This is a genomic window from Tolumonas lignilytica, assembly GCF_000527035.1.
GTDB lineage: Bacteria > Pseudomonadota > Gammaproteobacteria > Enterobacterales > Aeromonadaceae > Tolumonas > Tolumonas lignilytica.
Window position 1 is genome coordinate 2,117,852 of the sequence record NZ_AZUK01000001.1, and the last position, 15,184, is coordinate 2,133,035.

General features: G+C 49.7%; 12 protein-coding genes. 2 read left to right on the plus strand and 10 right to left on the minus strand.

The features are described 5' to 3' along the window. Window positions 1-69: 69 nt before the first annotated feature. The 4 genes from H027_RS0109970 to H027_RS0109990 all read right to left on the minus strand — a co-directional run bounded on the left by H027_RS0109970 (window position 70) and on the right by H027_RS0109990 (window position 5,729). Window positions 70-2,181, minus strand: coding sequence for a sensor domain-containing protein (locus H027_RS0109970; protein ID WP_051448976.1), 2,112 nt, complete (start codon window positions 2,179-2,181; stop codon window positions 70-72). Between the two features lie 138 nt (window positions 2,182-2,319). Continuing rightward, the gene (locus tag H027_RS0109975) at window positions 2,320-4,233 is read right to left on the minus strand and encodes a type VI secretion system Vgr family protein (RefSeq protein ID WP_024872311.1); all 1,914 of its coding nucleotides are present in this window, start codon (window positions 4,231-4,233) and stop codon (window positions 2,320-2,322) included. An 87-nt stretch (window positions 4,234-4,320) separates the two neighbouring features. Continuing rightward, window positions 4,321-4,839 carry an Hcp family type VI secretion system effector gene (locus H027_RS0109985; protein WP_024872312.1) on the minus strand — a complete coding sequence of 173 codons (519 nt, stop codon included), beginning with the start codon at window positions 4,837-4,839 and terminating at the stop codon, window positions 4,321-4,323. 305 nt (window positions 4,840-5,144) lie between these two features. Continuing rightward, window positions 5,145-5,729 (minus strand): cytochrome b/b6 domain-containing protein, encoded by a 585-nt coding sequence (locus H027_RS0109990; RefSeq protein ID WP_024872313.1) that lies wholly within the window; start codon window positions 5,727-5,729, stop codon window positions 5,145-5,147. 184 nt (window positions 5,730-5,913) lie between these two features. On the opposite strand from H027_RS0109990, the gene H027_RS18365 reads away from it, so the two are divergent. Beyond that, entirely contained in the window at window positions 5,914-7,782 is a 1,869-nt protein-coding gene (locus H027_RS18365) for a DUF3857 domain-containing transglutaminase family protein (RefSeq protein ID WP_024872314.1), read from the plus strand. A 45-nt stretch (window positions 7,783-7,827) separates the two neighbouring features. On the opposite strand, the gene H027_RS0110000 is transcribed toward H027_RS18365, so the two are convergent. From H027_RS0110000 to H027_RS18825, 4 genes are all read right to left on the minus strand, one after another. Further along, entirely contained in the window at window positions 7,828-9,231 is a 1,404-nt protein-coding gene (locus H027_RS0110000) for an aspartate aminotransferase family protein (RefSeq protein WP_024872315.1), read from the minus strand. A gap of 26 nt (window positions 9,232-9,257) precedes the next feature. Continuing rightward, window positions 9,258-10,586 (minus strand): glutamine synthetase family protein, encoded by a 1,329-nt coding sequence (locus tag H027_RS0110005; RefSeq protein WP_024872316.1) that lies wholly within the window; start codon window positions 10,584-10,586, stop codon window positions 9,258-9,260. Continuing rightward, entirely contained in the window at window positions 10,583-11,353 is a 771-nt protein-coding gene (locus H027_RS0110010; RefSeq protein ID WP_024872317.1) for a gamma-glutamyl-gamma-aminobutyrate hydrolase family protein, read from the minus strand. Before H027_RS0110010 ends, H027_RS0110005 begins: the two co-directional genes overlap by 4 nt. 69 nt (window positions 11,354-11,422) lie before the next feature. Then, window positions 11,423-11,632: a hypothetical protein gene (locus H027_RS18825; RefSeq protein WP_152536713.1), complete on the minus strand. Its 210-nt coding sequence runs from the start codon at window positions 11,630-11,632 to the stop codon at window positions 11,423-11,425. A 218-nt stretch (window positions 11,633-11,850) separates the two neighbouring features. Here H027_RS18825 and H027_RS0110015 point away from each other — a divergent pair, with 218 nt between their 5' ends. After that, the gene (locus tag H027_RS0110015) at window positions 11,851-13,326 is read left to right on the plus strand and encodes an aldehyde dehydrogenase (protein ID WP_024872318.1); all 1,476 of its coding nucleotides are present in this window, start codon (window positions 11,851-11,853) and stop codon (window positions 13,324-13,326) included. Window positions 13,327-13,398: 72 nt separating this feature from the next. Here H027_RS0110015 and sstT read toward each other — a convergent pair whose 3' ends face one another. Next, window positions 13,399-14,655 (minus strand): serine/threonine transporter SstT, encoded by a 1,257-nt coding sequence (gene sstT, locus H027_RS0110020; protein WP_024872319.1) that lies wholly within the window; start codon window positions 14,653-14,655, stop codon window positions 13,399-13,401. Window positions 14,656-14,901: 246 nt separating this feature from the next. Further along, window positions 14,902-15,171, minus strand: a complete 270-nt coding sequence (locus H027_RS0110025) for a metal/formaldehyde-sensitive transcriptional repressor (RefSeq protein WP_024872320.1) — start codon at window positions 15,169-15,171, stop codon at window positions 14,902-14,904. Between the last annotated feature and the right edge of the window lie 13 nt (window positions 15,172-15,184).

The following is a 15,184-nucleotide window of genomic DNA, read 5'->3' on the forward strand; positions in this document are numbered from 1 at the left end:
CCTTAAGTTATAAGGCGAGCTGTTCGGGCTCGCTTTTTTATTGCAGCCTTGGCCTGTGCCGGATGCCATTTACGCATGAGGTGTCACCACGAAATGCAGAAAATCAAGCAGCCGCATTGGTTTGGCAAATAAAAAGCCTTGTACATAATCACACTCAATCTGACGTAGTAAGTCATGCTGTGGTGCAGTCTCAACTCCTTGGGCCATGACTTGTATACCCAGCTTGTGAGCCATGGAGATGATGGCTTCTATGATGGTCAGATCTCGGGGGTTCTCAGCTAATTCACTGATAAATGAGCGATCAATTTTCAAATAATCAACATCAAATTTTTTAAGATAAGACATGGCAGAATAGCTGCTGCCAAAATTATCAATACTGAGAGACACACCGCCTTCACGAAACAAGAGCAGACGTTGAATGACATCGGGCCGATCATCAAGTAATAAATCCTCGGGAACTTCCAGAATCAATGACTGTGTCGAGACTCCCATCTGCTTCAGATGATCAAGCCAATAACTATCCGTATCCGTCATAAATTGTTTTGCTGAAATGTTGATACTAATCTGTAGCGCGTTGTGATCTGTTGCGTCTTCCTCAATGGGCTGAGGTTGTTGTGCTTGCCAAAGGCTTATTGCACTGATGACCTGTTCAAACACCCAGTTATTGATTTCACCGATCAAACCGATTTCTTCTGCGATGGGGATAAATTCGATCGGGCCGATCACACCCAGGTGCGGGTGATTCCAGCGGATCAAGGCTTCAGCCTTGAGGATGTGGCCCGTGGGGATATCAAGAATGGGTTGATAATACATTTCAAACTGGTTTTCGAGTATGGCTTGCCGTAATGCGCTGCTTATTTCAAGACGACGAAGCGTCTGTGCCTGCATGGCACTGGCAAAGAGGCAAAAGCGACTGCGACCGAGAGATTTGGCTGCATACATGGCCTGGTCGGCATAACGGATCAAGGTTTCCATTTCTGAGCTATCATCGGGATAACAGGCAATACCGATGCTCGCAGAGATGTGTGCTTGCTGGCCGTTCAGGTCATAAGGCATGGTTAATGAGCTGATAATTCTTTTGGCAACCAGTTCCGACATGGCGGTATCTGAGATGTCAGGCAGTATTACAATAAATTCATCGCCGCCTTGTCGCGCAACGGTATCTGAAATTCGCAGCACGGTCCGGATACGTTGAGCGGCCTGGATCAGTAGCTTATCGCCTTCATTGTGTCCCAGCGTATCGTTGATCTCTTTGAAACGATCAAGATCAATAAACAATACCGCTAATTGATGATTGTTGCGGTGAGCTCGTTTTAACTCCTCGTTTAACCGATCTTGCAAAAGGCGACGGTTGGGCAAACCGGTTAAGGCATCATAGTTAGCGTCATGCCAGATGGTTTCCTCCATCTGTTTACGCTCGCTGATGTCGAGGATCACGCCCACCAGCCCGCCAAGATTGCCATCACTTTTATTGAAGGTTGCTTTATAAAAAACCACATTATGTCTGCTGCCGTCAGCGTAGGTTACAGAGGCTTCATAGTTTTGTGTGCCGGGATGCTCAAGCAGTGTTTTATCGGCGGCAAAATAGATATCGGCCAAGTCTTTAGGCGATATATCGTAAACGGTACGCCCAGTCAGATAATGTCGGTCATAGCCAATATAATGTTCAAAAGCGGCGTTACAACCGAGGTAACGGCCCTGTTCATCTTTGTAAAAAACCGGATTTGGAATGGTTTCTACAAGTTTTTCAATGAAATGCAGTTGATCCAGCACCTTCCGTTCCGCATTTTTTCGTTCTGAAATATCATGCAAAATACCAATAATGGCGGGTTGCCCCGCAAACTGGGTTACGAAGCCATACACCTCAATTTCAAACATATAGCCATTTTTACGGACTGCACGAAAAACGTAGCTGCTGGAACTGATCTCGCCGCGTAAACGGCGATCTATTTCACGTTGTACTATGGGTTGGTCTGCTGGCATCGCTACATCAAGAGGGCCTTTACTGGTGCATAATTCGTCTTGGGTGTAGCCCAGCATGTCGGCGAACCGCTGATTCACAAAAATAAAATGCTCACGCTGGATCAGATAAACACCAAATAAAGGGTTGTTCAATAGCCCTAGCAATAACACATCTGATTCATTCAGTAGATCTGTGACGATGGATTTCATCTTGCTCATATATGCCACTGATTACGTAAGAAGTGAATTTAAGTAAACCGTACACGTATTTATTAGCCTTTCAGCATTATTATAGTGTGTCTGCAATCAGCTGTTTTTTCCCCATGCTCTTTCCTGTTCTTATCTTGTGTTTTTTGATTATTTTTCGCACAGGGTGGTCGGCAGTAACGTGTCTGCCAGAGATGGTGAGTGAGCGGGCGATGCTGCTCCACCAGAATTAATGCGGATGCTAGGCCCTTGCAGTTGAATGCTGTTGCTGTTAATCAGTAAGGTGCTGCCTCCGGCATCAAAACTCATCGCTGAACCCGCTTCAAGAATCATCATTTGCCCTGCTTTGACATGCAGTTCCTGATCAATTCTCGTCAGCCATTTATGGTCGATATGCAGGTGTTTGTTCTGCATAACATGCAGCTCCTGATTGCCAGTGATTTCAAACAGCCGGTTTTTATCGACCGTCAGATGTTCTGCACCGGCAATTTGGCGTTTATCCTCACTACCAATCCACAGATGTTCATGACCACCGATATCAGTGCGGCTGTTACGTTTGACTTTGCGATACCAGTTACGCTGCGCGTGCAGCACAATTTGCTCTTTCCCTTTTTTATCCTCAAAACGAAGCTCATTGAAACCATCACCCCCAGGGCTGGAGCGCGAACGGAAACCACTTTGAGAATGGTTCGCCGGATATGACACCGGAGACGTGTTGGCGACGTTGTAAACACAACCGATCACCTGTGGACGGTCAATATCCTGCTCCTGGAAAGCGACAATGACTTCCTGCCCAACCCGGGGCAGAAAATATTGGCCATAAGAAGCACCGGCCCAGCCTTGTGCCACACGCAACCAGCAACTGCTTTTTTCATCATCGGTGTCGGCTCTGTCCCAGTGAAATTGGACTTTGATACGGCCATATTCATCGGTATAGATTTCTTGCTGTTCCGGACCTGTCACCAGTGCTGTTTGAAAACCAATGACCGAGGGTTTGTCATGTGTTCGAGGGAGAAAAAAAGGGACATCTCTATGATGTAACACCAACTGATTTTGATAGTGACTGTGGCCGTTTGCTAACTCCTGCAAGACTTGTGGTTGCTCACCGCTATGCCAGATACTCACCACCAGCCAGTCGGTGTTTAAGTCTGCCAGCGGATGCCCGCTTACAGGTAAGAAATCGCCAGGACAGACACTACGGATGTTGCCCGATGCATAGGTACGCTGACGTTCATGTTGTTGCTGATCCAGAAACAGGGTAGCACGCGAGCTTGCTTGCTGTTGCGAGCCCTGTTGGGTGGCATATTCATACCACTCCGATAAGCAAGGTCGGGTTTGTGCGGTCAGACTGAATGTGGGGCGGGTAAAATCATATTCTCTGATTTCTACCCCATCAGTTGTTGTCTGAAATTGCCAATCCAGTTGATGGAGTACCGGCTTGTCCGGATTCAGCCCGGTGTCTGGCTGATAACTAACCGGATCGGTTTTAGGGCAATTTTCTTTGCCATCCACAAAGACCATGATGTGCTGGGTGGCCGAATGTTCAAAATAATAGAAGAAGCCATGAAACTCACACAGACGCTGAATAAAATGCATGTCGGTTTCATTGTATTGCACACAGTAGCTTAACGGAGAAAAGGGTTTATTGAGTTGGAAACGGATAGCGTCAGGATTCAATCCTGAGGTCTGCCAGACTGCCCGGATAATATCGATGACAGATTGCGTTTGAAAAATACGCTGGTTGGTTCGATATTCCAGCAGTTGTGTTTGTGGTCCGAGATGAAACCGGTAGTGTTGATAACGATCGTCCTGTTTGAGATGAGCTGCCCCTAACACCACACCATGGATATAGCGTGGCCCTGCCGGGCTTTGGAGTGTCAAACAGGCGGTCTGGTGCTGTAAGGCATTGATATCGAGTGATTCTGAATCACTGACGATGTCAATTTCAAATTGATAATTAGAGCCGAGTGCTTCATGACCGGAAAATCGAGCAACGCCAAGTGTTGCGGAACAACCATCAATCGAAAATAGAAATTGTGCATCATTGGCAGAAAGAAACCACATGCAACCTATCCTCAGTAAAAAACAAACCGCATTTCAGGTGAGTCAATGCGGCGTTGACAACGGGCGGCGATCCGCCCGTCTGGTTTCTTAGGCAGAGACAGGTGAGCGCCAGTCATCTGAGCCTGAAGTGCCTGATACTTCGTGAGTCCATTTAATGGCACGATAGGTCATGTAGACATCTTCGAGATGAGTGAAATGCGCCAGAGCCGGATCCTGACAATTTGGCATGCGAGCCTGAACATCAACAATGATGGCATCGGTCAGTTCGGTGGTGTAGTAATGCTCCTGAGTACCCGCGGCAGAGGTGCGATACCATTTGATTTTCACGCTGGGCAGACGTTCGCCGGAGGTTAATGAGTTATAAATCAACGGTGATGCTTTATCGAATACCTTGGTGATTTTGACCGGTTTATGGACGCGCTGACCTGATGGCTGACCTGACTGTGGGTCACGAGGAAGAACCACCTGGTGTTCAAACCCCTGTACTAATACTTCATCTTCGTGTCCTTCCTGATAGATATTGCCGACAGAAGGTTCGGTGAAGGTACCGGCTGTGATCAGTCCTTGTTTTTCGCCGTTAATGGTCATATACGCGGGAGTTGGCATGTTAGTGCTCCTAATATCGTTATAGTGATATGCCGGAATTGGCATGCGACATAGAAGGCAGGGAGTGTGCCAACCCATTTTATTTTTATAACCACATGATATTAAATGGTTTTTATAATGTCAGTGCTAATATGTTGAGGCTGTGGCTGGAAAAAGACGGCAATGAGTTGTTACGCATTTATCGCGTAATATATTGTTATTAAAGCAGTTTCGTGGCATGTGCATGATTTCTGGCAGGGTGCAGTAATTTGCACCTGATCAGGGGAAAAATCCGACGGTGATTTTTCCCCTGTCAGTTAATACGGTTATTTCGGTTTTTTCTTGTAACCGCTCAGCATGGCATGCACCAGATTTTCGCGGGTCAAATGGCTGACTACCACTACGGCCGTGATATGGATACCGGCCCCCAGCATGGTCAGATTGGCAAAAAAGCTGTGTACATCGCCCCAGTTGATGAAGTCGGTGGCAGAGGCCACGGTGGCCTGCCAGCCATCGATCGCGTCACCCAATGTTGCCAGCCAGCCTGTGAGACCGGTCAGCAATAGCCCGCTCAACAAGCAGATAATCATAACGGCGCCAGCCGGATTGTGCCCCTCGTAGTAAGGATGTTCTCCCCGCAGCATGGCACGCATGTAATTTTTAAATTCGGTGAGATTAGGGATGAAGTTTTTGAAGCGGGCATTCTTCGTACCAATGATGCCCCACACCAGACGCGCTAATACAAAACCGATAATGATATAGCCGGCATAACGATGCAGAGTATTGCCACGCGCAAATGGCATTCCTCGATCAGACAGCACATAGTTACAGAAAAACAGCGTAACGACTGTCCAGTGGAAGATACGCACAAATATATCCCAAACTTTGACTTTTTCTGATGAAAATTCCATAGATGACTCCGTTACGAACGAAAGACCAGATGTGTTTATTTAAGCAGATAGTGATTAACTTAACAAAGTTGCATTAAATTAACATTAATTTGGTTCGACTGAATACTTGCTCATAAAATGAGCATAGTGATGAAAGATTGAGTAGGTTAATATAGCGACAGGCCAGTAGTAATAGGATCGCAACATGAAATACAAGTTCGGCATTTTTGTGGGTTTGCTTGTTTGCGGACAAGTGGTACACGCGGAAGAGGACAATACTTCACCACTGTTGAAGATTGTTCATTCACAGGTGAATTATCAGTTAAATGCCGACGGCTCTTACACTAAAACAGAAGAGCAAGTTATCCAGCCGCTGACGAAAGAAGGGGTTGAGATGGTTGCGAGCGATAGCCTCGGTTTCAGTAGCAAGCGGGAGCAGTACACTGATATCCATGCCTATACCCAAAAAGCCGATGGCCGGAAGCTGATGGTGAGCAATGACAAGATTTTCACGCAGGAAGATCCGGCTGCGCAGGGTGCACCCCAATATTCTGATTACAAATATCGCTCTTTTGCCTATCCCGATGTCGAAGTGGGCGATCAGGTGGTGTTGCAATCCAAACTGAAGGTAACGGAAGGCGCCTTTAAGAACCACTTTACGGAAACGGAGTCGGTGAACCCGTCCGTCGTGGTTGATCTGGCCGAAGTTTCGGTATCTCAGCCTGTTTCTATGCCGGCATTAAAACTGGATGTTCGCGGTTGGAAAGCGGCGAAAGTGACAGAAGAAAATGGGATGCGCCATTATTACTGGAGTTATCGTCAGCCCCAGGCCAAACAAATTCACGGCGATGATTACGTTTCTGCCGTTGATTATGCGCCGTTAATTGTCATGAGTTCTTTCGCTGATTGGAAACAACTGGCAGATGCTTACCATTCTGGCGTTGTGGATAAGGCGTTGCCAACTCCGGCGATTCGTCAACTGGCGGATAAAATTACGGCTGGCCAGACGGATCGCGATGCACAGGCGAAGGCGCTTTACGATTGGGTGAGGATGAACATCCGCTACGTGGGGATCTGGTTGGGTAACGGTGGCGTCGTGCCGCACAAAGCGGAAGATATCTTGCAAAACCGTTACGGTGATTGCAAAGATAAAGCTACATTACTGCAGGCCTTGTTGGCGGCGAAAGACATTCCGAGTCAGCAGGTGTTAATTAATCTGGGCAATAGTTTTTACCGTGCCAAAGTGGCTAATTCCGTCAGTTTTAACCATGCCATCTTATATGTGCCTGAGATGAAAACTTATCTGGATGCGACAGCGGAGCTGATCCCATTTGGTTCGCTGCCTTTTGATGACAGCGGAAAACCGGTGTTACGCGAAGACGGGACATTGGCAACCACTCCACTGACGACTACACAGAATGATGCATTGCAGATCTCTAGCAATTTTGACCTGAATAGTGCTGGTAAATGGACGGGTGAAACCAAAATCCATGCCTCTGGCGCGTTTAATCTGGCATTACGCGGCATGGTGCTGGGCATTGATCCGCATCGTGAAGATCAGTTTGTGAAACAGCATCTGCGTTTCGGTTTGCAACGGGGCAGCGGTATTTTGCATAAAAGTGACCCTTATGCGCCAAATGATTCTTATCAAATCAGTTCAGACTACCATCTGAGTAACAATATGCCGATGAAACATTATGGTGCGTTCCCTGTTCCTGCCGGTTTTGCCGCACCGGTGAATCTGGTGGACTATCTGTATCTGACCGAGGCACCAATGCGTCAGTTGGAACGTGTTTGTCATCCGGCCTCTGTGATGGAAAAAACAACGATTCATTTGCCCGATAATTTGAAGGTGAATTTTTTACCTCAGGATCAGGATATTGTCCGCGGACGTTTCCGTTATATCGCCAAATACACACAGAAGGGTAATCAGATCGAAGTCGTGCGCCAGACGCAGGACAACGGTAAGGTCAGTGTTTGTACACCGCAGGAAGTAGCGCAGTTACACGAGGTGGCACAGGTGTTGAGTGAAGATCTGAATGCACAGATTGGGTATCAGCCAGTCGCCCAATAACCGGCAGAGTAAATACGAAGAGCCACCACTAGGTGGCTCTTTTGTTTAGCGACGGGCTAATTGCTCTTGAAACTCGTCAATACAGCGCCGAGCCAGATCCACGAATTCATCAACCTGTTTCCGGGTCATGATGAGTGGCGGGGCTGAGATCATACTGTCGTTGGTGGCTCGCATGATCAGGTTATTCTTAAAGCAGACATCCCGACATTGCAGTGCCAGTGCATCACCATGGGCGAACCGTTTCCGGCTGGCTTTTTCTTCCACCAGGGTGACGGCGAAAAAGTAGCCCAAACAACGGACATCATCGACCAAAGGATGATCATCGAACGCGTCATGCCAACGCTGATGGGCATAGGGCATCACGTCACTTTTCATTTTTTCAATGATGCGCTCTCTTTGGAGGAGACGGATGTTGGCTGCTGCAACCGCACAAGCAACAGGGTGGCCGGAATAGGTGAAGCCGTGGTTGAAATCGCCTGCCTCCATCAAGACTTCCGCAATGCTGTCATGGACCAACACGCCGCCAATCGGCATATAACCCGAAGAGAGGCCCTTAGCGATGGTCATCAGGTGCGGCTTGATGCCGTAATAATCGCTGCCAAACCATTCACCGGTACGACCAAAACCACAGATCACCTCATCGGCAATCAGCAGGATGCCGTAGTGACCACAGATCCGCTGGATCTCCGGCCAATAGGTGGTGGGCGGAATGATGATGCCGCCAGCGCCCTGTACCGGTTCGCCGATAAAAGCGGCGACGTTCTCCACTCCAAGTTCGAGGATCTTGTTCTCCAGTGCCCGAGCGGCTTTGATGCCATATTCTTCCGGTGATAGCTCCCCGCCATTTGCGTACCAGTAGGGCTGTTCTATGTGCGCAATGCCTGGGATCGGCAGGTCGCCCTGTTCATGCATGTAATTCATGCCACTCAGGCTGGCGCCCCCGATGGTGGAGCCATGATAGGCATTGGTGCGGGAGATGATCACTTTCTTTTTTGGCTGACCCAGACAGGCCCAGTAATGGCGAACCATCCGGATCACGGTGTCATTGCCTTCTGAGCCGGAGTTGGTATAGAAAATATGGTTAAACCCCTGCGGCGCCACTTTCGTGACCAGTTCAGAAAGTTCCACCACTGGGGGATGCGTGGTTTTGAAGAAGGTGTTGTAAAACGGCAATTCCATCATTTGCTGATAGGCTGCATCAGCAAGTTCTTTGCGGCCATAGCCCACATTCACACACCACAGCCCGGACATGGCATCGAAGATTTTATGGCCTTCAGAATCATAAAGATAAACACCGTCCCCTTTAGTGATCACCCGGCTACCTTTGGCATTCAGTGAAGCGGCATCAGAAAAAGGATGCAGATGATGGGCGGCATCGAGTGCCTGCCAGCGCTGGGTTTCGGGATTGCCATTACGCGGTGTGGTCGAATAAATAAGCGGATTGTTCATGATGGGCGCTCCGATTCGGTGTGGGACTAAACGTGTAAGAGCAAATGCTTACGTTCCCATGGGCTGATCACCCGTTTGTATTCAATATATTCGGCTTCTTTTACCGCACAGAAGGCTTCGACAAACTGCTCGCCTAACACGGCCTTAATCGCTTCACAGCGGCGTAAATTACTCACCGCCTCATCAAGATCGTGGGGAAAGACACTGGGCAGACCATACGCATCGGTGGTCAGTGGTTCCGAAGGCGATAATTGCTCTTTGATCCCCAGATAGGCGCAGGCCAGTGTCGCGGCCAGTGCCAGATAGGGGTTGCTGTCGACACCGGGTAATCGGTTTTCAATGCGGCGTGCCGCCGGGGTGGAATGAGGGATCCGTATCCCGCAGGAGCGGTTATCATAGCCCCATTGCACATTGATAGGTGCGGCCCAGTAACGGGTTAAACGCCGGTAGCTATTGACGAACGGGGCGAACAGCGCGATGGCTTGCGGCAGATATTTCTGCATACCGCCGATGGCATGGTAAAAATGCGCATTGGCCTGGCCGTCGGCATTAGAAAACACATTCTCGCCGGTAGCTTTATTCTTGATGCTCATATGAATGTGCATTGCGGAACCGGGTTCATTTTCCATCGGTTTTGCCATGAAGGTGGCATACATGTTTCTGCGGATCGCGGCTTCACGCACGGTACGCTTAAACAGAAAGACCTGATCGGCGAGCTCCAGTGGTTCCCCATGCAGAAAGTTGATTTCCATCTGACAGGCCCCAATCTCGTGGATCAGCGTATCGATCTGTAGATTCTGGATGTCGCAGTAGTCATAGACGTCTTCGAACAGATCGTCGTATTCGTTGACGGCATCAATCGAGTAGGCTTTTCGCCCCGTTTCCGGGCGACCAGTTCGACCCACTGGCGGCTGTAAGGGCAGATCGGGGTCCCGGTTGACGGCCACCAGATAAAACTCCATTTCCGGGGCTACCACCGGTTCCCATCCCATTTCATCATAAAGTGCCAATACACGCTTTAAGACATAACGCGGTGCAATCTCTACGGGGGATCCATCAAAATGGAAGCAGTCATGGATCAACTGGGCGACCGGATCTTTCGCCCACGGCACCAGTCGCAGGCTGTTGGGATCGGGCAACAGGATCATGTCAGGATCGGTATTCGGAATGATGTTATCGGCATACTCTCCGGTGACGGTCTGGGCCAGCACCACCTGCGGCAGCCGCATGCCTTCTTCTTCACTGAATTTCTCCTTCGGGATAATTTTCCCGCGGGCAATGCCCGTGAAATCCGGGGTAATACACTCCACTTCGGTAATGCGGTGTTCACGCATCCAGTCACTGATGATACTCATAGTTCATCCTCCAGTCCGTTGCGATGCGCATGACGTTCGCGACAGGCGTTGCCGAATGCCTGAAAGATAGCACGCGACAGCGCACTCTCCTGATGACGCCATTCAGGGTGCCACTGCACGGCCAAACTGAATCCGGGCGTATCGCGGACACTAAAGGCTTCGACTAAACCGTCGGGTGCCACCGCTTCCACTTTCAGGTTGGGGGCCAGGGTTTTAATGCCCTGATGATGCAAGGAATTGACAGCAGCTTCGTGTAGGCCGCTCCATTGGGTCAGCAGCCCGTTATCACTGAAACGGACAACATGAGCCAGCCGGGTGTATTTTTCATCGGCACTATGGCCGATATCGCGGTGATCCAACATGCCCGGTTCATCATGGACTTTTTGATACAGCGAGCCGCCGAAGGCGACATTCATTTCCTGAAAACCACGGCAGATGCCCAAAACCGGCACGCCCTGCGCCACCGCCGCCCGGATCAACGGCAAGGTAGTCGCATCCCGGATCGGATCGTTGAAATCATTATCCAGCGGTAAACCGCCATAGTGATGCGGTTCAATATTCGATGGACTGCCGGTAAACAACAGGCCGTCCAGCGCTAAGAGTAATTGTGAAACGGGCAGACGCTCTTGCAGTGCCGGGATCAACAGCGGAAAACCGCCGGCACCGACCCGGACGGCATCTACATACTGATCACTTGCCAGATGGAAATAGCGTTCATCTTTGATCTGCCAATGACAGCAGATCACGCCAATCATAGGTAATGCCATACGCTTTCTTGTTTGTCTTTAACAGGCAAACACCCTTGTCACTTGCGAGATACACGTCATGTATGAGTTTTAACCGACAACAAAAGTCATTTTGATGACATGGGTAACGACCGTCATGTCGTTGTAGGAATAATCAAACGCTGATGGAACGGCGCAGGCAGGAAATAGGCGGGATGCTGGCTGACGAAAGACATAGCAATAATGTCGGGACATCGGGATATGGTTGGATGCGTTCGCATAGGTTCCCCCTTGAGTCGCAGACTGGAAAAGCCGCTTCATTCCTTAACCAGCAAATTTGGTGCCACATGGAAAACCAAAGAATGGATCGCACCTGTGGCTGTTAATAATGCGCTGTTGTTTTGTCTTGGTGCATTTTGCCCAAATTCTGTGCTGTCGGAATGTATTATCCGGTCAGTCTGATGTCATTGGCATGACCTGAATGGCGCTGGCCTGAAAGCTGCTTGGCATGTCAGTAATCAATAGGGTGAGGGGGCGCTATGCGAACGAAAGCAGAATGGCAGGCCATGGCCGCGTCGTTGGTGATTGAGTCGCGAGCTTTTATTGCCGGCGAATATGTGACTTCTCAGAACTCACAAACGTTTACGGATATCAACCCTGCCACGGGTGAGGTGTTGGCTCAGGTGGTTGCCTGTCATGAAGCCGATGTCGCGCATGCCGTGCAGGTCGCGAAACAGCAATTTGAAGCCGGATGCTGGTCGGCACTGCCGGCACGAGAACGTAAACGTATCCTGCTGGCCTGGGCAGCATTGCTCCGGGAACATGCTGAAGAGCTGGCCTTGCTGGAGACACTGGACACTGGAAAGCCGATTGGTCATGCCCAGGCCATCGATATCAATAACACGGTCTATTGCGTGCAGTGGTTTGCTGAGGCGATCGACAAGATCAGTGGCGATGTGCCGGATATCGCTGCGAATTTACACGCCGTGATCAGCCGCGAACCAATGGGTGTGGTTGCGGCCATTGTTCCCTGGAACTTCCCCCTGATGATGGCAAGCTGGAAGTTTGCGCCCGCCTTAGCGGCGGGAAATTCCGTGATCCTCAAGCCGTCTGAAAAATCCCCCTTAACGGCGATCCGTGTCGCGGGGCTGGCCAAACAGGCAGGGATCCCGGATGGGGTGTTTCAGGTGTTGCCGGGAGATGGCTCGGTAGGAGCCATGCTGGCGCAACACATGGACGTGGATTGTGTGACCTTTACCGGCTCCACGGCGGTCGGGCGTAAGATTGCACAGGCCTCTGCCAGTTCGAATCTGAAACGGATCTGGCTGGAGTTAGGCGGGAAGTCGGCCAACATCGTGATGGCCGATGCCGATCTGCAGGCGGCCGCAGAGGGGGTCGCCGCCGGGGTTTTCTTTAATCAGGGCGAAATGTGTTCTGCCGGTTCGCGTGTCCTGGTGCAACGTGCTGTCTATCCGCAATTTATCGATCTGTTAGAACACGCGGCTAAAGCCTGGCAACCCGCAGATCCGCTGGAGCAAAATACCCTGATGGGAGCCATTATTGATCGCAGTCAGTTTGACAAAGTGATGGGATATATTGCAGTCGGGCGCGAGGAAGCCGAACTAATTTTTGGCGGGGAAGCGGTGTCAGGAACGGCAGGCTGGTTCATTCAGCCGACCCTGTTTGTCAGCTCGCCGGACACCAAGATTGCCCGTGAGGAAATTTTTGGCCCGGTGTGTACGGTGATCCTGTTTGATGATGAAGCGCAGGCGTTGCAGATAGCCAACGATTCCATTTACGGATTAGGGGCCGGGATCTGGACACAAAACATCGGTACGGCCTATCGGATGTCACGTAAACTGCGCGCCGGTTCAGTATGGATCAATTGTTATGAAGAAAGTGGCGATCAGAATCTGCCGTTTGGTGGCTATAAACAGTCAGGCAACGGACGGGATAAATCGTTGCATGCATTAGATAAATATATGGAAATTAAAACAACTTTGCTGAAAATCTAACACGCGGATGTCAGACGTGCGGTGATAGGAAGGAGCACCGGAATGCTCCTTCAGCAGAGGCAAAAGCAGAGATCAGGCAATATCCACTTCTTCCTGAAGATTATCTTCACTCAGTGAAGCATCTTCTGCCATACAAGCCGCAGCGGTAAACAGCACATCGGTTGAACTGTTCAGTGCGGTTTCTGATGAATCCTGTAATACACCGATGATGAAACCGACGGCAACTACCTGCATGGCCACGTCGTTGCTGATGCCGAACAGACTACAAGCCAGCGGGATCAGCAACAGTGAACCGCCCGCAACCCCGGAGGCGCCACAAGCACTGATGGTGGCAACGACACTCAACAAGATTGCTGTTGCGATATCAATATGAATACCCAAGGTATGAACGGCGGCCATACTCAACACGGTAATGGTGATCGCCGCACCTGCCATATTGATGGTGGCACCCAGAGGAATAGAAACGGCATACGTTTCTTCTGGAAGGCGCAATTTTTCACACAAGGCCATATTTACCGGAATGTTGGCGGCTGAACTGCGGGTGAAGAAGGCGGTAACGCCACTTTCTTTCAGGCACATCCATACCAGTGGGTAGGGATTTCGTTTGATTTTAAAGAAAACAATCAACGGGTTGACGACAAAAGCGACAAACAGCATACAGCTAATCAATACCACTAAGAGATGCGCGTAACCTAACAGTGCACTGAAGCCGGTTTCTGCAAATGTTGACGCGACCAATCCCATAATGCCCAGTGGTGCACACTGGATCACCCCTTTCACGATCGACGAAACGGCATGAGAAAGATCGGTCATCATGAGTTTGGTCGTATCACTGGCATGGCGCAATGGCAGACCGAGCGCAATAGCCCAGGCTAAGATGCCAATATAGTTGCCTTCCTGCAGTGCTTTAATCGGGTTGGCTACCACGTTAAAGAGCAGGGTGTTCAATACGTCGGTAATACCTCCAGGCGGTACGATATCCGAACTTTGTGTTGTCAGATGTAACACCGACGGAAACACAAAACTGGCAACCACCGCCACTACGGCAGCGCAGAATGTGCCGAACAGATATAACACTAGCAAGGGACGGATACTGGTCTTCTGGCCTTGTTTGTGTCCGGCAATGGATGTTGCAACCAACAATAGAACCAGTACCGGTGCTACGGCCTTCAGGGCACTGACGAACAGTGTTCCCATCAGTCCGGCTGTTTTCGCCGCTGATGGCATTAAGGTGGCCAGTAAAATACCAGCAATCATGCCAATCAGGATCTGGGTGACCAGACTGGTATTATTGATGAGTCGAACAACAAATGGGGATGGTTGGTTCATATAAAGTCCCTGACACTTCTCGTGTATTGATTATTTACTCCATGGAGCCGTGTTCGCAGAATTAGTTGTCGTGCAAACAAGAGATGTCGCAATATCTCACTCGAATTAGCTGAAAAACGAGTCTTTTCTGCGTGAGTCACTGGCTGGCTGAGAAATATCCCATTCATTTTGTCGTTTTACTACTAAAAAGCGCAAAAAAATAGCGTTTATGTTCAGTTTTTGGGCTTATTGGTGGTGCAACGTGCTCTACTTTAGGTACGAACGCAGCACTTTAACCAACTCTTCTGTTGCCTGAGGTTCATCCTGTTCCAGTAACGGTTGCATGTGTTCACGGATATGCCCCTCAATGACCGTAGCCATTAAGCCATTGATGGCTCCCCGGATCGCCGTGATCTGTTGCAAAATCGGGTAACAGCCGGTTTCTTCATCGAGCGCTCTCTCCAATGCCTCTAACTGACCTTTCAGACGTCTGACGCGATTCAATAGCGGCTTTTTCTGTTTCAGCGTATGGCTCATGCCTAATCCTTGA